At 35.9% G+C, this 16,507-nt stretch carries 20 protein-coding genes and 1 other RNA gene; 11 read left to right on the forward strand and 10 right to left on the reverse strand.

What is annotated here, in order from left to right:
• Window positions 1-191: 191 nt before the first annotated feature.
• The 6 genes from ACEVFT_RS02835 to ytxJ all read left to right on the forward strand — a co-directional run bounded on the left by ACEVFT_RS02835 (window position 192) and on the right by ytxJ (window position 4,437).
• Window positions 192-830, forward strand: a complete 639-nt coding sequence (locus ACEVFT_RS02835; RefSeq protein WP_393948038.1) for a LysE family translocator — start codon at window positions 192-194, stop codon at window positions 828-830.
• A 344-nt stretch (window positions 831-1,174) separates the two neighbouring features.
• Window positions 1,175-2,071 carry a LysR family transcriptional regulator gene (locus tag ACEVFT_RS02840; RefSeq protein WP_393948040.1) on the forward strand — a complete coding sequence of 299 codons (897 nt, stop codon included), beginning with the start codon at window positions 1,175-1,177 and terminating at the stop codon, window positions 2,069-2,071.
• Between the two features lie 95 nt (window positions 2,072-2,166).
• Entirely contained in the window at window positions 2,167-2,874 is a 708-nt protein-coding gene (locus ACEVFT_RS02845) for a CoA transferase subunit A (protein ID WP_393948042.1), read from the forward strand.
• Window positions 2,874-3,512 carry a 3-oxoacid CoA-transferase subunit B gene (locus tag ACEVFT_RS02850; protein WP_393948043.1) on the forward strand — a complete coding sequence of 213 codons (639 nt, stop codon included), beginning with the start codon at window positions 2,874-2,876 and terminating at the stop codon, window positions 3,510-3,512. The genes ACEVFT_RS02845 and ACEVFT_RS02850 overlap by 1 nt, the downstream gene beginning before the upstream one ends.
• A 69-nt stretch (window positions 3,513-3,581) precedes the next feature.
• Window positions 3,582-3,995, forward strand: a complete 414-nt coding sequence (locus ACEVFT_RS02855; protein WP_393948044.1) for a VOC family protein — start codon at window positions 3,582-3,584, stop codon at window positions 3,993-3,995.
• A 97-nt stretch (window positions 3,996-4,092) separates the two neighbouring features.
• Window positions 4,093-4,437, forward strand: coding sequence for a bacillithiol system redox-active protein YtxJ (ytxJ, locus tag ACEVFT_RS02860; RefSeq protein WP_393948045.1), 345 nt, complete (start codon window positions 4,093-4,095; stop codon window positions 4,435-4,437).
• Window positions 4,438-4,459: 22 nt separating this feature from the next.
• Here ytxJ and ACEVFT_RS02865 read toward each other — a convergent pair whose 3' ends face one another.
• Complete coding sequence (locus ACEVFT_RS02865) at window positions 4,460-4,924, reverse strand: hypothetical protein (RefSeq protein WP_243456380.1); 465 nt, start codon at window positions 4,922-4,924, stop codon at window positions 4,460-4,462.
• 248 nt (window positions 4,925-5,172) lie between these two features.
• A non-coding RNA gene (gene ssrS, locus ACEVFT_RS02870) (6S RNA) lies at window positions 5,173-5,365 on the reverse strand.
• Window positions 5,366-5,612: 247 nt separating this feature from the next.
• Between ssrS and ACEVFT_RS02875 the strand changes: the two genes are divergently transcribed.
• Window positions 5,613-5,951, forward strand: a complete 339-nt coding sequence (locus ACEVFT_RS02875) for a zinc ribbon domain-containing protein YjdM (protein ID WP_048393229.1) — start codon at window positions 5,613-5,615, stop codon at window positions 5,949-5,951.
• Between the two features lie 51 nt (window positions 5,952-6,002).
• On the opposite strand, the gene ACEVFT_RS02880 is transcribed toward ACEVFT_RS02875, so the two are convergent.
• Together ACEVFT_RS02880 and ACEVFT_RS02885 are read right to left on the reverse strand one after the other, a co-directional pair.
• Complete coding sequence (locus ACEVFT_RS02880; RefSeq protein ID WP_393948047.1) at window positions 6,003-6,515, reverse strand: zf-HC2 domain-containing protein; 513 nt, start codon at window positions 6,513-6,515, stop codon at window positions 6,003-6,005.
• Between the two features lie 103 nt (window positions 6,516-6,618).
• Window positions 6,619-7,257: a YfbR-like 5'-deoxynucleotidase gene (locus tag ACEVFT_RS02885; protein WP_205446620.1), complete on the reverse strand. Its 639-nt coding sequence runs from the start codon at window positions 7,255-7,257 to the stop codon at window positions 6,619-6,621.
• A 172-nt stretch (window positions 7,258-7,429) separates the two neighbouring features.
• On the opposite strand from ACEVFT_RS02885, the gene ACEVFT_RS02890 reads away from it, so the two are divergent.
• Window positions 7,430-7,870: a DUF2269 family protein gene (locus ACEVFT_RS02890; protein WP_205446621.1), complete on the forward strand. Its 441-nt coding sequence runs from the start codon at window positions 7,430-7,432 to the stop codon at window positions 7,868-7,870.
• Between the two features lie 32 nt (window positions 7,871-7,902).
• On the opposite strand, the gene ACEVFT_RS02895 is transcribed toward ACEVFT_RS02890, so the two are convergent.
• The 4 genes from ACEVFT_RS02895 to ACEVFT_RS02910 all read right to left on the reverse strand — a co-directional run bounded on the left by ACEVFT_RS02895 (window position 7,903) and on the right by ACEVFT_RS02910 (window position 12,272).
• Window positions 7,903-9,744, reverse strand: coding sequence for an FtsX-like permease family protein (locus ACEVFT_RS02895; protein WP_393948049.1), 1,842 nt, complete (start codon window positions 9,742-9,744; stop codon window positions 7,903-7,905).
• Entirely contained in the window at window positions 9,734-10,495 is a 762-nt protein-coding gene (locus tag ACEVFT_RS02900) for an ABC transporter ATP-binding protein (RefSeq protein WP_393948050.1), read from the reverse strand. Before ACEVFT_RS02900 ends, ACEVFT_RS02895 begins: the two co-directional genes overlap by 11 nt.
• A 62-nt stretch (window positions 10,496-10,557) precedes the next feature.
• Complete coding sequence (locus ACEVFT_RS02905; RefSeq protein ID WP_393948052.1) at window positions 10,558-11,586, reverse strand: sensor histidine kinase; 1,029 nt, start codon at window positions 11,584-11,586, stop codon at window positions 10,558-10,560.
• Window positions 11,583-12,272: a response regulator transcription factor gene (locus ACEVFT_RS02910; protein WP_393948054.1), complete on the reverse strand. Its 690-nt coding sequence runs from the start codon at window positions 12,270-12,272 to the stop codon at window positions 11,583-11,585. Before ACEVFT_RS02910 ends, ACEVFT_RS02905 begins: the two co-directional genes overlap by 4 nt.
• A 451-nt stretch (window positions 12,273-12,723) precedes the next feature.
• Here ACEVFT_RS02910 and ACEVFT_RS02915 point away from each other — a divergent pair, with 451 nt between their 5' ends.
• The gene (locus ACEVFT_RS02915) at window positions 12,724-13,740 is read left to right on the forward strand and encodes a GGDEF domain-containing protein (RefSeq protein ID WP_393948056.1); all 1,017 of its coding nucleotides are present in this window, start codon (window positions 12,724-12,726) and stop codon (window positions 13,738-13,740) included.
• 260 nt (window positions 13,741-14,000) lie between these two features.
• Here the strand turns inward: ACEVFT_RS02915 and ACEVFT_RS02920 are convergent, their stop codons facing one another.
• Entirely contained in the window at window positions 14,001-14,384 is a 384-nt protein-coding gene (locus ACEVFT_RS02920; protein ID WP_243456382.1) for a LytR/AlgR family response regulator transcription factor, read from the reverse strand.
• Window positions 14,385-14,420: 36 nt separating this feature from the next.
• The gene (locus ACEVFT_RS02925) at window positions 14,421-14,603 is read right to left on the reverse strand and encodes a YjfB family protein (protein ID WP_393948057.1); all 183 of its coding nucleotides are present in this window, start codon (window positions 14,601-14,603) and stop codon (window positions 14,421-14,423) included.
• Between the two features lie 298 nt (window positions 14,604-14,901).
• On the opposite strand from ACEVFT_RS02925, the gene ACEVFT_RS02930 reads away from it, so the two are divergent.
• A complete protein-coding gene (locus ACEVFT_RS02930) occupies window positions 14,902-15,663 on the forward strand; it encodes a LysM peptidoglycan-binding and 3D domain-containing protein (protein WP_393948059.1) in 762 nt (253 codons plus the stop codon).
• 162 nt (window positions 15,664-15,825) lie between these two features.
• Window positions 15,826-16,377 (forward strand): superoxide dismutase family protein, encoded by a 552-nt coding sequence (locus ACEVFT_RS02935; RefSeq protein ID WP_393948061.1) that lies wholly within the window; start codon window positions 15,826-15,828, stop codon window positions 16,375-16,377.
• The last annotated feature ends 130 nt before the right edge of the window (window positions 16,378-16,507 follow it).

The following is a 16,507-nucleotide window of genomic DNA, read 5'->3' on the forward strand; positions in this document are numbered from 1 at the left end:
GGCGTAATGGTGTTCAACGTTATTCGAGTCCACTATAGCAGAGGAGTAGACAGAAAAATATAACCATAAGGTGTTACGAATATATAACACCTTATGGTTATATGTCAATGAAAACAATTTGTATCTTTCTGTTAGTCTTTACGTATGTTACAATTACTTTTATAATTTTCTGACAGAAAGAGGGGCGTAATATGGTTGATATATCTGTGTTCTTAGTTATGTGCATTTTACTTATTATTTTACCTGGCCCTGATACAGCGATTGCTACAAAGAACACGCTGACTGTAAGCAGAAAGGGCGGTTTACAAACAATCCTAGGTTCTTGCTGCGGTTTATTAATTCATACTTGTGCGGCTGTTATTGGACTTTCGGCGATTATTGTGAAATCTGCCTATATATTCGCTGTTCTAAAATATGTTGGTGCGGTTTATTTATGTTATTTAGGTATCAAAACCTTGTGGACACTTCGAACAATTCGGACACAATCTCCAGTTGTACAAGATGAAGCAAGTATAGAACACAAATATTCTCAACAATCTTGCTTTAAACAGGGATTTCTCACAAATGTGACAAATCCAAAGGTCGCAGTATTTTTCCTAACATTTCTCCCTCAATTTGTAGATGGAAATAGTGGAACATTTTTTCCTTTTTTAATCATGGGTCTCATTTATACAGCATTAACAATGCTATGGTTTATCTTCTATGTGTACCTTTTAGATCGAATTAGCGCATTTATGAAAAAGCCATCAACTAAGGCAGTAATTGAAGGGTTAACAGGTGCAATATTAATTGCATTTGGCATTAAGTTAGCGTTTGAAAAAGCACACTAAGTATAAAATACACCACTTTTTAAGGTGGTGTATTTTCATGTTGTTGAAAAAAGGTGATGTCAACGGCAGAAAAAGCAATTTTGATAGGCGAGAGGTTGATTTCCGTTCCACCAGCCTTCACTCTAAGGTCTCCTCTGTGAGGCTAAATCCCTTAGGAGTGACGCTGGCTCCACTTCAATACTTAGTAAATTATTACAATATATAATTGATTGTAGGACATATAACTCTCACAAACTCTGAAGTTCAATTGCAAAGGATTAAAAAGGAATGTGGAGAATTTATTACTAAAGGGTATTGCTTTTAGATATTTTCATAACAAATAAGAATAAATGGAGTAGATAGTGATGGAATTAAGGGATTTAAAAGCCTTTATGGCTGTTGTTGAACATAGGAGTTTTACAAAGGCTGCAAATGATTCCTTTGTATCTCAGCCTTCACTAAGCAAAAGCATCAAAAAATTAGAAGAATCATTAAAGGTTGAACTGTTGAACAGATCTACGCGTAATGTAGAGTTAACTGATGCGGGCAGTATTGTCTATAAACAAGGTCAAAAAATAATACATGCTGTACAAGAATTGCATATTTTGCTGGATGATTTATTAAATATTAAAACAGGCACCATCAAGTTAGGTATCCCACCTTTAATTGGAACACTATTTTTCCCTGAGATAGCTAGAGGATTTCATCAACTCTATCCAGAAGTGCATTTAGCGCTTGTTGAACGCGGTGCAAAGATGGTGGAACTGCTAGTTGAAAATGGCGATGTGGATATGGGCATCGTCGTATTACCAGTAGATGAAAGGAAGTTTACTGTTCAACCGTTTATAGAAGATCAGTTTTTTGTCTTTATGAATGAGTCTCACCCGTATGCAAACAGGGAATCAATAGCTTTGCAAGATTTAAAAAATGAAACGTTTATTATCTTTGCAGAGGAGTTCACGCTTCACGACTATATAATTAAATCCTGTGAAAGCGTAGGTTTTACACCTACAGTCGGCTATAAAAGTTCACAATGGGACTTGATTGTGGAATTAGTGTCCTCCAATTTAGGGGTTACATTGTTACCACATTCAATTGCTGCCAAGCAAACAAATGCCAATGTAAAAATTATTCCGTTACATAATTTTGAAATGCCTTGGCGTTTAGGGATTATTACGAAGAAAAATACCTATCAATCTTATGCATTGAAACAGTTACTAGAAATGATTAGCGGGAATGGAAAAGGTAAATGTATTCCATAAAGGAATAAGTAGTATTCTAATTAATTCCTTTACTTATAAAATAGCGGTGATGTAGAATTTTCCTTAATAAGTGAGCAATTTAGGGAGGTTTCGAGATGGGGAATGGGAAAGTATGGAGTTCGTTTGAAGAGGCGATTGCGGATATTAAGGATGGTGACACATTAGCTGTAGGCGGCTTTGGGCTATGTGGTATACCCGAAAAATCAATCGCAGCATTAGTGCAACAGGGAACAAAGGATTTAACGGTTGTCAGTAACAACTGTGGTGTAGATGACTGGGGATTGGGTCTACTATTAGCAAACAAGCAAATACAAAAAATGGTTGCTTCCTATGTAGGAGAAAATAAGATTTTTGAACAACAATTTTTAAGTGGTGAGCTAGAAGTAGAATTGACACCGCAAGGAACTCTTGCAGAGCGTTTACGTGCAGGTGGAGCGGGAATTCCTGGGTTTTACACAGCTACGGGAGTTGGAACGCCGATTGCTGAAGGAAAAGAAGTGAAGGTTTTTGATGGAAAAGAGTATATTTTGGAAGAAGGAATTGTTGCAGATTTTGCTCTAGTCAAAGCATGGAAAGCCGATAAACTGGGAAATTTAGTCTACAGAAAAACATCACGCAATTTTAATCCATTAGCTGCTATGGCTGGGAAAATTACGATTGCCGAGGTAGAAGAAATTGTTGAGGTAGGCGAACTGGATCCAGACCATATTCATACACCAGGAGTTTTCGTGCAACGTGTATTAGTAGGCGAAAATTATGACAAGCGTATTGAGCGTTTGACGGTGAAAAAGGAGGAAGCATAATGGATACAAGACAAAAAATTGTTAACCGAGCAGTAAAAGAAATAGCTAATGGCATGAATGTCAATTTAGGTATAGGTATTCCAACTCTTGTTGCCAATGCAATCCCAGCCGACTATGATGTACTCTTACAATCTGAAAACGGACTTCTCGGTATTGGTCCTTACCCAGTTGAAGATATGGTAGATCCTGATTTAATTAATGCCGGAAAGGAAACGGTTACGGTCGTTCCAGGAGCATCCTTCTTTGATAGCGCTGAATCATTTGCGATGATTCGAGGTGGCCATATAGACCTTGCCATTTTAGGTGGTATGGAGGTATCTGAAACAGGAGACCTTGCGAACTGGATGATTCCAGGAAAAATGGTGAAGGGTATGGGCGGTGCTATGGACCTTGTTGTCGGAGCAAAAAGAGTAATCGTCGTCATGGAGCATGTGAATAAAAATGGGGAATCTAAAATTAAAAAACAATGTGAACTTCCACTAACAGGTAAATGTGTCGTGCATCGATTAATTACAGATTTGGCTGTATTTGATTTTACGAAAGATGGTATGCAGCTGATAGAGTTAGCGGAAGGTGTTTCTTTAGAGGAAGTAAAGGAAAAAACAGCTGCATCGTTTAGCGTCGCTTTAGTACAATAACTTCAGACCTAGGACTGTTTCCAGCGCTATCGTCTCATTTTACAATAGGCTAAAAGGGGATTTATAACGATGGAACAACAATGGACAAATGAATTAGCAGTCGCACAGGTGCGTGTGGCAAGACCAACCGATCAGCTAAAGGAAATAGAGCGGTTTTACTGTGAAGGTGTCGGATTAAAGAAAATAGGCTCTTTTGCAGGACATCGTGGCTATGATGGTCTAATGATTGGTCTTCCAAATGCAAATTACCACTTAGAATTTACAGAGCATATTGACGGTAGCCCTTGTCCAGCACCAAGTAAAGACAATCTTTTTGTACTTTATATCCCAAACAGAGATACGATTCGTCATATTGCCGAACGACTTGCGCTCATGGGCTATCCCGAAGTAGAGCCTGAAAATCCATATTGGGCTGAGAAGGGGGTAACTATTGAAGACCCTGATGGCTGGCGTCTCGTATTCATGAATACAGAAGGCATTTAAATAAAGAATTTGAAGCACGAGCTATGTATGTAGTCTCGTGTTTTTTTATGACCTAAAATACCCCATGTAGTATATAATATGTTTAGGAGGTTACCAAATGCAACGGATAATGACATTGGACAATTGGAGCGAGGTTTTGGAGCAATCGAAGCTCAAACCTTGTCTTGTATTAAAAATTAGCATGACATGTATAAGTAGTATTTCAGCATTAAAGGAATACAAAGCACTACAAACGAAATTGCCTAAATACCTTGTCATCGTACAAATGGATCGTGTGGTTTCCAATGCTATTGCCTATGATCTTCAAGTGAAGCACGAATCACCACAGCTAATAATCCTGCAGGGTAAGAAAGGCATTTGGCAAGCAACGCACTATAAAATAAAGCAACCTCTTTTAGTAGCCGCTATAGAACAGTATGTAAAAAAAGATACGCCACAATAGGTTGTGGGGTATCTTTGTGTGGTTAATCCTCCAAAGCCTCATCTTCATGATAATTTGTTGCGCTAGACTCGATATCAACTTGTAGATAATTGGCCCAGTCTACTTTGTGAAAATCCTCTTCACTGAAATAAATATTCAAAACCTCAGTCATCGTTTTGTCCCCATCAGGTTCCGTGAGAGGAGCAAACCAAGTAATAGCAGGTGTCTTCACGCTTTTTAATTTGGACAAATCAGCGAAAATTTTAGTAGAATCCTTCAACATCTGACTTTTCGATCCTTCTGTCACATCTGTATCTTGAATGGAAATTGTGACAACACCGTCTTTCGATTCTTCCACAGAGAATTCATTTTTCACAATCGCACCCACAATGTCTTCAACATTCGTATTTTGATCGACTGCTACTTCCTTTGGTTCTGCGTTCTTTCCACAAGCTACTAACAGTAGTGAAGTAAAAACCAATAGATAAATTAATTTCTTCAATGTCATAACCTCCCTTGTTACTCCATCTATGTGCAAAATAGAAGGGAATTATACAGAATACAAGAAGGTTGTCCACACTTTTTATGAATGGTTCGGTACTTGATTGGATAGAGAAGAAGAGGAACTAGGAGCGATCAGGTTATGTGAAAATTAATGATATTAATTTTGTAAATACTGAAATTTTTAGGAGGGGAGAATATGTATAAAAAGCACCTTAACCAAAATGGCTAAGGTGCTGTATAAATAATGTAATGTAAAAAGCCGCGTATGCCGTAGTTATTATAGAAAGTTTTAAACCACCACTCCTCAAAGTGGGTGTTCGCAGAAGTTTTCCTGCTTATCCTCATGCACCGTAGTGTGAGGCCCGTCATTCCAACTCCAATAATAAAACTCCCTTTTACAGCTTAAAGGTTAAAACTTAATATTATACGAACAATGCAGCCTTTATGGATATAATAAAGCATGATCAACAAACATGCAAGTAAGATGATAATGGCAAATTAGTCAATGGGCAAGTGTTCCAAATAGCGTGATGAACATCTAGAAATACGTTCAAAAAGATGCTGATGTTTCATATTTTTTTCACAAATGCGAACGGAAAATACGAACAACCTTTGCTAAATAAGGTCGACTATGTAAAGATAGGAGCATAAAGAGGATTTTCCTAGCAAAAATGTAAAAGGAGGAAGTGGAAATGGCAGCTTATCCAAATTGTCCAAAATGTCATTCAGAATATACGTATGAGGATGGAGCAAACTATGTATGTCCAGAATGTGCGCATGAATGGAGTATGGATGCAACTGAACAGGAATCAGATGCACTTATTGTAAAAGATGCAAATGGTAATCTGTTAGCTGACGGCGATTCAGTTACCGTTATTAAAGATTTAAAGGTGAAGGGTAGTTCTTCCACTTTAAAAATTGGTACAAAGGTAAAAAGTATCCGTCTTGTAGAAGGTGATCATAACATCGACTGTAAAATTGATGGCTTTGGTGCTATGAAATTAAAGTCAGAATTTGTGAAAAAGGCCTAATAAACAAAATGCACCTCAACTTTGGTAACAAAGTTTAAGGTGCTTTTTTGTTTATTGAAAAATCCTACGTAATAGAATGGCAAAAGCAGCGCCAATTAAGGCAAAAATAGTATGTAAAAGTGCGATGTAGCCAGCCCCAATTACTAGTGCTCCTAGTTCTGTTAAAGAAAAGGTTGTAATATAGAGCTCATTATTAAGATTATTTATGATAGCCCAAACGAATACAGGCACAGAACTTATGATAAAGACAATCCAGATGTTTTTATAGAAAAGATAAGAAAGACAGCCGAAAAGTGCATACGAGATGACGAAGCCCTTTTGATTGCCGAGTAAGGATGAGTTAATGGCGAACATAAAGGATAAGACAATAAATATGATATGAAAAAAGGATACTGTTCTTTTCATGGGTAAGTATTCGTTTTGAGTTGATGACTTGGCTGCTAGCTGCTGACATTGCTGACAAGTCGTTAGGTGTAGTTCAACAAATTCGATTGTTGATGCTTGGAGCATTTGTTTTTTATAAAGAGGTATTAAATCTTCTACAATTGAGCATTCCTGTGACAATACTTTCCCTCCATTCAATCTCTCCCTATTATACGACTTTTTGTAGAAAATAAAAAAAGCCTTCCGTGAATTTTTCAATCGGAAAACTTGTACATGCACCCTATTAATTTGCTGTTAGTACTTCATTTGTTAATGCTTGAATATCGATATGTGTTTTTTCCTTTACTGCGTCTTTTAAAATTTCTGTGCGGAAATAATGAACGGTCGCTTCAAGTGGAATGGCCAAAAGTTTTGAAAGGGCTGATTGGTACATATAGACAAATTCTTTGTCAGTATTGCCACGCTTTAATTCTGCGAAAGCTTCATAAAACTGATCGAGTTTATCTGCAAATTCAAGTAGCCGACCCTCTATAGTAGTATCCTTACCTTCTTTCATCCGTTCAAAGAAAATAGCCTGAAATTCTTGTGGGATTTCATTGATAATAAATTTTTCCATCATCTTTTCTTCCACATGTGCTAGCATTTGCTTCAACTCTGGACTAGCATGTTTCACAGGCGTCTTAATGTCCCCAATAAAAACTTCAGCAAAGTCATGATTGATCGTTTTTTCATATAAAGACTTCCAATCAACTGTTGCACCGTGCATTTCTTCTAACGTTGCAAAGAACATCGCATATTGTGATACTTTCCATGAATGGGCTGCCACGTTGTGCTCTTCAAATTTGAAGCGACCTGGGCAACGAATAATACGCTCTAAATCATTAAGGCTTGTAAAAAATTGATGAATTCCTATAAAAATCACTCCTTTTTGTTCTATAAGTGCATGTTACTATAAACAATACCCTCTTTATACGGTTTTCAAACAATTTAACAATGATTCAAGCTGTGTTTACAAAGGATTCACAATTGCTGATAAAGTAGATTCAGGTTGAATGCTATAATGTAGGGGACTGATGAAAAGGGGCGTACACATCATGTTTTCCATTTATACACTTCTTCTTTATATACATATTTTAAGTGCGATTCTTTCGATTGGGCCTTTGTTCGTTGTGCTAACTATTGTAAAAAAAATGCGCACAGCTTCCAATGATGAAATGCCGCCATATATAGAAGCCTTTAAGGGTGCCATTGCGCTTGTCAAACATTCAGGGCATGTGCTGGTAGTATCGGGTATTTTGTTAATGTGGCATGCAGGCTATCATTGGAGTACTTCGTGGATTGTATTAACCTTCCTCGTGATGCTTGCATCAATCGTATTTTTAGCGAGAGCGTTTAAACCGACGTTGCGTACATTTAACACGCCTGCGTATAATCAACAACAATTTGTTTCACTTTTGCATCGTAAAACATGGATGTATATTTTATTATTGCTCATCATGCTTTGGTTGATGGTAGCAAAGCCCGTTCTTTGGTAAAAAAATCGCACCCCTTGAGGAGTGCGATTTTTTTAGCTTACTAAACGTTTAAAATAAATTTTACGAATTAATACATAGCTGATGAGGAAGAGTACAAAGAAACAGAAAGAGCTAGCCATGGAAACTTGTAAAAATGCTGTAGAAACCATTGTTCGCATAGACAAGAGCGTAATTAGTAAGAGTGTAATGGCTATGGAGAATGGTACAAATATAAGAATCGCCAATTCTTTAGCAATAACGGTAGCTAATTCTTTTTTAGATAGACCCAACTTACGGATACCAATATACTTTTCCTTCTCTTGTTGTAATGTTGTTTGTAAATAGAAGTACAGTATACTCATGGCAGCACTTAAGAAAATTAGGCTTAGCATGGAGCCGATAAAAAACATAACGCTTTTGACAAACATCTCTGTGTCATATAAATCAATTTTAGATGTTACATAACGTTCTCCAGGTAAAGACGGTATGTCGCCGGTAATAGTATTCGCCAATTCTGTATGGGCTGTCCAATCGTCTAATTCATAGATATAGGTTTTATAAACAGGGTAGTCAATAGCATCGTAAATGTCATCAGGAATAATGAAATAATTTTTTTGAAAACCAGTAGATAGCAGGTTTTGCTCTTGGGTTCTGGCTAGTTTGAAAGAGTTTATATACAGATCGTTGGCAGTGTTTATTATTGGCGCTACATCACGACTGCCAGCAACGGCAATAAACTCATCTTTACCTAGATCAGTTTCCTGCTGTTGTAACAGGTTATAATCTGATAATGCCATATAGCCGATACGTTGGTCCTCGTTTGATTTAAATTCAATATAATACTTGTGAGCTTGAACCGTTGATAAAGTTTTTTCAAGATAACCAAGATCAGCCTTTACCATATTGTCATCAGCTTTTGGATCAGCAATATATTGAAAGCTATATGGATAATTTTCTTCACTAGCCTTTTTTACATTGTAATAAGAGCTAAATAAAATGCTTGTACATAGAAAGACACCGCTTAATAGGATAGTAATGAGAAACAGCATATTTGCATGTGATTTCATTTTTGCATTTAAATTAGATGCCAAAAGCATATTTGTTTTTTGAAGATAGGCAGGAGACTTTTCATATATTTTCAAAAACAAACGAAATCCTTGTGCAATGACTAAATAAATCGTACTAAGAATGCTAATAAAAAATAATAGATAATAAAGAACACTTAAAGTGTCTACAATGGAATGCTCGATTTTTAGCAAGTAGGCTAATGTTGCAGTCATCATAATACTTAGTACTAATAACACATAATGTGGCTTAATGGGTTTTTCGATAACTGTATCACTTTTTAGGAGCTGGATAGAAGTTTCTTTATTAATGAACCTCGTAACGACTGTCGATATCACCACAAATAAAATCAGAAATAAGCCTATGGTTAAGCCCATTGCTTGAAGAGGCATGTACATCCCAAATGTATCTGCTTTTAAAACGACTTTTGCCCCCATCAAGAAAAGAGGCGTAATGACAAGTCCAAGAACGATAGCTGTCAGAATAGCTATGATGCCAATCAATAGATTTTCTCGGAAGACAAGCTTACGAATTTGCTTCATGGAAGCCCCAGTAATCATAAATATCCCTAAAGTTTTAGTCTTCTTACGTAAAAATGCCCTGATTGAATAGATGATGTAGATAAAAGAAAATAAATAAACGAGCATACTAGCTAACATCAAAGATATTCCAAGTGTTGAGTCTGGATCAAGGCTTTTCAGATTGGGATGAAAGACGATAACAGAAAATAGAAAGAAAATAATAATGGAAAACATACTACTCAAGAAATAAGAAACGTATGTCCATTTGTCACGTAAAATATTTTGGATAACAATATGGTTAAAGCTCATGCTGTCCACCACCTAGAAAAGCAAGCGTGTCCATAATTTCCTGATAAAATTGCTTGCGGTTGTTGCCCCGGTGTATTTCGTTATATAACTTACCGTCTTTAATAAAAATAATGCGATTGGCAAAGCTCGCTACATAAGGATCATGTGTCACCATGAGAATAGCTGTTTTAAGCCCTTGATTAATAGCAGAAAATAAATTCATGACATCATTGACTGCCTTGGAATCCAGATTTCCAGTAGGTTCGTCTGCTAACAATAAACTCGGCTCATGAATAACAGCACGAGCGATGGCTACTCGTTGTTTCTGTCCACCTGAAATTTCATAAATACGTTTAGGCAATAGTTCCTCGATACCGAGAAATTGAGCGACATCCTTTAAACGTTGATGCATTTTTGAAGCAGGTAGGCTATCTAACGTTAATGGCAATAAAATATTTTCTTTCACTGTTAATGTATGCACAAGATTAAAATCCTGAAATACAAAACCTAATTCAGAGCGTCTGAATTTGGCGAGCTCTTCATCATTTAATGCATAAGGATTATGATTGTTTATGACAATATCACCAGCGGTAGGACGATCAATAGTGGATACACTATTTAAAAATGTTGTTTTCCCACTACCTGAAGGTCCCATGACAGCTACAAATTCTTGTTGACGTAGCTGAAAATCGATACCGTTTAACGCCCTATAGGTGATCTCTCCGATGTATTCCTTTTGCAAATTGGTTACTTGTAGTATTGTGTTGCCCAAATTGAAACAACTCCTTTATGGTCATTAGATACCTTTAGTATAGAAAAGGAGCGGTACATAACCTATTTCGCTTGATGACGTGAAGATGACAAAGTTGTCATCTTCATTTTTTTTAGACTATTTGAAAAACGAATAGAAAAAGTAGTGACATGGTCAGAAGATTGTAAAGTGAAGGGATGCTCTAGTGTAGTTAAAATCTTTTGCACTAAATATAATCCGATACCTGTTGCTTCGCCATTCGTTCGTCCCTTCATGCCTGTATAAAATAAATCAAAGACTCGTGCTATTTCGCTAGTAGGGATCGTCTCACCCCGATTTTTTATGTGTAAAGCAGCATTATCATAATGGATATGGATTGTGCTTGCCGTTTCACTATATTTAATGGCGTTATTTAACACTTGATAAAGTACAATTTTTAACCACTTTCGATCAGAATAAATGATTTGGTCTTCAGCAAGCGTCAGCTTTGGGAAAACTTCCTTTGTGATAAAGTAATCCTTCAAATCATTGATGACTTCTTGCACGAGTCCTTTTAAAACAATAGGTTCAATTTTTAAATCAGCTACTAAATGAGAGGTGCGTTCATACGTTAATAACTGATTGAGGGTAAATGTCAATTTATCGCACTCCTTATTAATAATATGCCATTGCTGCAATTCGTCAGGGGTCTTGTTGGATGTAGATTGAACAATTAATTGAATAACAGATAGAGGCGTCTTCATTTGATGTGCAAAATGTGATAGAACTAGTTGCTTTTCATGTGCTTGTTCCTCTAATCTTTGTTGTTGGGTTAAAAATAAATACTGCATTTGTCTTAGCTTTTCGCTATAGTACTGCTCAATAGATGCACGTGGTTCAAATAGATGGAGGTCATCCTGTGTGTGGATCTTTTTTTGTAAATGATGATAAAACTTTCTTCTACGATAATAACGACCAAGTAGCCACAGAATAAACAGAAAGCTGACAAGAAAGATAAAGTAGGCATAGTGTGATGATAGGTCATCTAATACATGAATAATCAAAGGTAATAGTAGAAAGCTTATGCTATAGAGAATGATGATACTAAGATGATCCCGAAAGAATAACTTCATTTACCTTCCTCCACCAATTGGTAACCAAGACCACGAATGGTTTTAATCTCAAGTTGAGAGTGAACAGCTTCCAATTTTCTACGTAGCCGACCAATATTCACAGACAAAGTATTTTCCTCAACAAAGGTTTCATCATCCCAAATAGCACTTAAAAGCTTTTGACGAGGCACTACATTAGGGTAGGCTTCGAATAATAACTTACTAAGCTGCATTTCTTTTAGCGTTAACAGGCTCTCATTGCCTTTCGTTTGAAGACGAACTGTATCTGGATTAAGTGTAGTATTGGCTATGGTCATGGTAATTGTCTCGGTTAAAGCATATTCTCCATAGGTACGTCGAAGTAGCCCATTAACTTTTGCCATAAAGACATCTAATGAAAATGGTTTCGTGATAAAGTCATCCGCACCATTTTCAATTCCATATACTTGATCAATATCATTTACTCTGGCGGACACAATGATGATGGGACATGTTGAGAGTTGACGGATTTTTCGTGACCAAAAATAGCCATCATAAGTTGGGAGATTAATATCCATAATGACTAGATGTGGTTGTATAGCGCTAAATTCTTCTATAATATGTGGGAATTGTTGTACAGTATAGCATTCAAACTGATATTTGGATAAATGCTCGACAATCAGTGAAGCTATATTTGCATCATCTTCTATTATGTAAATTTTGTACATACCTATCGACCCTTCCTTTATCCTATATGTATAATGTACCCTGATTTCCAAAAATCTATAGAAGAATTGTAACTTGAAACTTGGTGGAAGAGCCACTACAAAACAGAATAGAGAATGTTATGACTATTTTTAGTAACAACACTTTTAAATTATAAAAGTAAAGCTGAAATGAGGGGGGATTGTGTAGTAAAAGGTTGTGAGGAAGAGCTATAAATTGCTGATTGTTCTTCATATAGAAATAAAAACTTTAAGACTAAATAAATTGAACTATATGGATATTATAGTTCGATTTATTTTTTTATTGTATTCAGAATAGAGGGAGAATTAATTAGTTTTTAAGTATTCTTTAAGAGATATGACGTATGATGATTGAATAAATATATCGAAGTTTGAGTTGAAACATAGATAAAGTTTAACGAAAAAATCATCTCAATGGGAGAAATGATCTATTGTGGGTAAATTCAAGTTAAAGTTATCGTTTCTTATTGTTAGTATGACGATAATAGTTGTACTCGCGGCATCTAGTATTAGTATTTGGAGTAGCTATCTAAATTTTAATGAAATTTTGCAGGAAAATAAAAAAGATATGAAAGAAACCTATGTAAAGGAAGTTTCAACACTTACAGAAGACTATTTACAAGGCTCTATGACAGATGAACGTTCATTAGAACCATATGTGGAGCAGGTCGTTGATACTTTACTTGATGAAAGAGTTGTTTCTTTTAGTTTGCTTTTTAAGAAAACCATTGTCCCTATCATTATAGTAGTAGTTATTGTATTGGGACTAGCTATATGGTTAGCTCTAAAAATTACGCGACCACTAAAGGATCTTGCAACAAGAATAGAGATAGGGGAGACATTACAGGGAACAGAGGGTATTGCTGATTGGTATTACGAAGTAAAATTATTGAAAAATAATGTGCAAAATATGATGATTTGTTCCGAAAGTAAAATCACTGATTTAACAGAGCAATTGAACCTAGATTCATTGACGGGAATTCCTAATCGAAGAAGAATGGATCAAACTTTACAAGAGTTGATTGTACATAAAGTGCCACATGCAATCATCTTAATTGATTTAGATGATTTTAAAAGTATAAACGATACATATGGTCATACAGTAGGGGATGAGGTTCTAAAGGCTTTTGCTAATCATATGCAAAGTAGTATAAAGGACCCGGGTTTATGCTTTAGATATGGCGGAGAAGAGTTTATGGTCATCTTGCCTTCAATGAACATAGATGCTGCTGTACAATTAGCAGAAAACTTACGGATTAAACAGGCTTTACAGGAAACAGTGTGTGGTAGACCAGTAACCATGTCTGCTGGAATTACGGCTTTTACACCAAATGTCCAGAGTCCAAATCAATTAATAGAAATTGCAGATCATGCTTTGTATAAGGCTAAACAATCAGGAAGAAACTGTTTATGTGTCGTTAGGAATATGAGACAAATGATTATTAAATAATGTAGGAAAGCATGCTAGTGTACGGTACTAGCATGCTTTTTCGTGTCCCCAATTAAAATGAAAGAATTAAAAGCTTGCTGACCGTTTTATCAGAATATGGATTTGTAATGGACGTTCTCTATTTTATATACCTAGCTCCAAGAATAGTTCGATGTAGACATACACTCACCATAATAACTTCGAAAATGAATAGCATTTTCATTATAAGAAACGGCAAATTCTCCAAAACATCATAAGTAAATTTTTTGATGAGATTAAGTTCACAGCGGTTTTATCTTAGTTTGGAACTTCTCTTCTATTTTGTTAATCGTCTTCTCTAAATGAGTTTTTGAAATCGGTTTTAATAAATACTCGAAAGGTTGTACATCAACTGCCTGAACAACATAATCACGATAGGCAGTTACAAAAATAATACAAATATTTTTGTCCCAAGTTTTTAATAATTGAGCAACTTCTATGCCGTTCATTTCTGGCATTTCAATATCTAAAAATGCTACTTGAAAATCCAAAGTTGGCCCTTCTAAAAGTAGGTCTTTAGCTGTAGTAAAAGTTTGAATGACCTCGATATTATCAAATTTGTTTAAATGTTTTTTCATGCTTACAAGAGCTAATGGCTCATCGTCCACCACAATTACCCGAATCACTTAAGGAACCACCTTTCGATAAATATGACTATAGGATCAGATTGAGATATCTATTTTAGATCCTTTATATGGGTGTGTAGGAGCTTGCTGCTGAGGTAGTTCTTGTAGTAATTCAATAGCTGTAGATGTGTTTAAATTAAGTGCTTTTTGCATGACGCTCATCTGTACGGTTTGTTGAAGCTCCATCAGCTGGGAAGACATAAGTGAATTTATTTCCATTTCTACATTCCCTCCTTTTCTTTTTTATCGGCTAAAAATAGCAAATATCTAATATAAAAAAGTCCTAAATGGCCCTACTAAATTATAGATTTATTCGCAACGAATTGGTTAAATTACTAAAAAATTAATTGAAATTGTATATTTTTCCGTTTTTATAGTAATAATTCCTAATATCAGGCAGCTAGTCCTGAGTTATTAATTTGCAAACTTATTGTTGTTTACATAATAGAGCGTTCAACTCTAGTGTGCTAGCAACAGATTTGCAACAAATAATAAAATGATGGAGGTATTACTAAACATGAAGAAAAGAGCATTAGCTTTAGCGGTAGTATTGACATTTGGTGTGAGTCTCTATGCTAGTCCTTCCTTTGCTAAGGACAAATCGCCAGGCAATATACTATGGGCACTCCCGCAAATTTATAATTTAACTGTAGGTGAGTTCCAGCAACTAAATGAGATGGAGTCGTTATGGTTTTATCCAGAGCAAGACTTAGTAAAAGACACGACAAAAGCCGAAGAACCATTGGGTGATGAATATGTCATCAAAGGTGGTGACACATTGTTTTCGATTGCCCGTATTAATAATGTAACAGTAGATGAATTAAAGACATGGAATAACCTAGCTTCAGATTTGATTTTAGCTGGCGAATCATTAGCTATTAAGGCTTCGGCTGCAAAACCGAAACCAAAAGCTTCTGAGGGAATTGCATCTGCAAAGCCTGCAACATCAGCGCAAACAAAACCTGCAAGTGCACCAGCGACAGGTTCTGGTAAAACATTAACAATGCGTGCTACTGCCTATACAGCCTATTGTGAAGGTTGTTCAGGAATTACAGCAAATGGTACAGATATCAGATCTAATCCTAATTTAAAAGTAATTGCTGTAGATCCACGAGTAATTCCTCTTGGTACGAGGGTTTGGGTGGAAGGCTATGGTGAAGCAGTAGCGGCTGATACAGGTGGAGCTATTAAAGGTAATAAAATCGATGTATTTATTCCTACTGAAGGACAAGCACTTCAATGGGGTGTTAAAACAGTAACGGTAAAAATTTTAAATTAGATATGGAAAGGGGGTTTCTCTAACTTTGAGAAATCCCTTTTATCTTGATTGAATGGCTATTCAAATAGCCAATGAAATAGAATCATTGCCGAAGCGTAATTGATTACTTGTGCATAAGTACTGGGTAAGTTGGAAATCATCAGAAAGAGAGGAGGTATTTTTATGAAAAAACTAAGTTTAATTGGCCTTTCATTATTATTTTTTGTTGCTGGTTGTAGTTTTTTTGATAAGAAAGAAGAAAAGGTAACGGTAAATGCGTCGTCCCCTTTAACAGCCACTGCAAAAGTGATTGGTGCTAATAATGAAAGCTATGGGAATGCATATTTTCAAGAAGAAGATAATGGCGTTATGATGACGCTCGCGTTAACAGGCTTACCACCAGGCACACATGGTATCCATATTCATGAAGTAGGAAAATGTGAACCACCTAAATTTGAATCGGCAGGTGCCCATTTTAATCCAACAAACAAGGAACATGGTAAATTAAATCCTAATGGCTATCATTTAGGGGACTTACCAAACTTGGAGATTGGTGACGATGGCAATGTGGATCTAAATTTTTTAGCTGAGGGATTAACTTTACAAAAAGATCAACCTAATTCTTTATTAGATAGTGATGGAAGTGCCATTGTTATTCATGAATCAGCGGATGACTATAAAACAGATCCTGCTGGTAATTCTGGTGCGAGAATAGCTTGCGGTGCCATTCAATAGAATAAAATTTGAAACTGTATCTGAACGACATAAGATGCAGTTTTTTTGTGCTGTTTTCAAAAAAATGGAAACGTGATGGGGTTTGATCTAATTATGCGATAGGTTTTATATTTATAATGCATAATGTGTA

The sequence above is a fragment of the Lysinibacillus sp. PWR01 genome, from assembly GCF_043359455.1.
GTDB lineage: Bacteria > Bacillota > Bacilli > Bacillales_A > Planococcaceae > Lysinibacillus > Lysinibacillus fusiformis_F.

Excerpts from the sequence above, each read along its gene's own strand:
- ACEVFT_RS02835 (WP_393948038.1), top strand. The coding sequence starts at position 192 with ATGGTTGATATATCTGTGTTCTTAGTTATGTGCATTTTACTTATTATT.
- ACEVFT_RS02840 (WP_393948040.1), top strand. The coding sequence starts at position 1,175 with ATGGAATTAAGGGATTTAAAAGCCTTTATGGCTGTTGTTGAACATAGG.
- ACEVFT_RS02845 (WP_393948042.1), top strand. The coding sequence starts at position 2,167 with ATGGGGAATGGGAAAGTATGGAGTTCGTTTGAAGAGGCGATTGCGGAT.
- ACEVFT_RS02850 (WP_393948043.1), top strand. The coding sequence starts at position 2,874 with ATGGATACAAGACAAAAAATTGTTAACCGAGCAGTAAAAGAAATAGCT.
- ACEVFT_RS02855 (WP_393948044.1), top strand. The coding sequence starts at position 3,582 with ATGGAACAACAATGGACAAATGAATTAGCAGTCGCACAGGTGCGTGTG.
- ytxJ (WP_393948045.1), top strand. The coding sequence starts at position 4,093 with ATGCAACGGATAATGACATTGGACAATTGGAGCGAGGTTTTGGAGCAA.
- ACEVFT_RS02865 (WP_243456380.1), bottom strand. The coding sequence starts at position 4,924 with ATGACATTGAAGAAATTAATTTATCTATTGGTTTTTACTTCACTACTG.
- ACEVFT_RS02875 (WP_048393229.1), top strand. The coding sequence starts at position 5,613 with ATGGCAGCTTATCCAAATTGTCCAAAATGTCATTCAGAATATACGTAT.
- ACEVFT_RS02890 (WP_205446621.1), top strand. The coding sequence starts at position 7,430 with ATGTTTTCCATTTATACACTTCTTCTTTATATACATATTTTAAGTGCG.
- ACEVFT_RS02895 (WP_393948049.1), bottom strand. The coding sequence starts at position 9,744 with ATGAGCTTTAACCATATTGTTATCCAAAATATTTTACGTGACAAATGG.
- ACEVFT_RS02905 (WP_393948052.1), bottom strand. The coding sequence starts at position 11,586 with ATGAAGTTATTCTTTCGGGATCATCTTAGTATCATCATTCTCTATAGC.
- ACEVFT_RS02910 (WP_393948054.1), bottom strand. The coding sequence starts at position 12,272 with ATGTACAAAATTTACATAATAGAAGATGATGCAAATATAGCTTCACTG.
- ACEVFT_RS02925 (WP_393948057.1), bottom strand. The coding sequence starts at position 14,603 with ATGGAAATAAATTCACTTATGTCTTCCCAGCTGATGGAGCTTCAACAA.
- ACEVFT_RS02930 (WP_393948059.1), top strand. The coding sequence starts at position 14,902 with ATGAAGAAAAGAGCATTAGCTTTAGCGGTAGTATTGACATTTGGTGTG.
- ACEVFT_RS02935 (WP_393948061.1), top strand. The coding sequence starts at position 15,826 with ATGAAAAAACTAAGTTTAATTGGCCTTTCATTATTATTTTTTGTTGCT.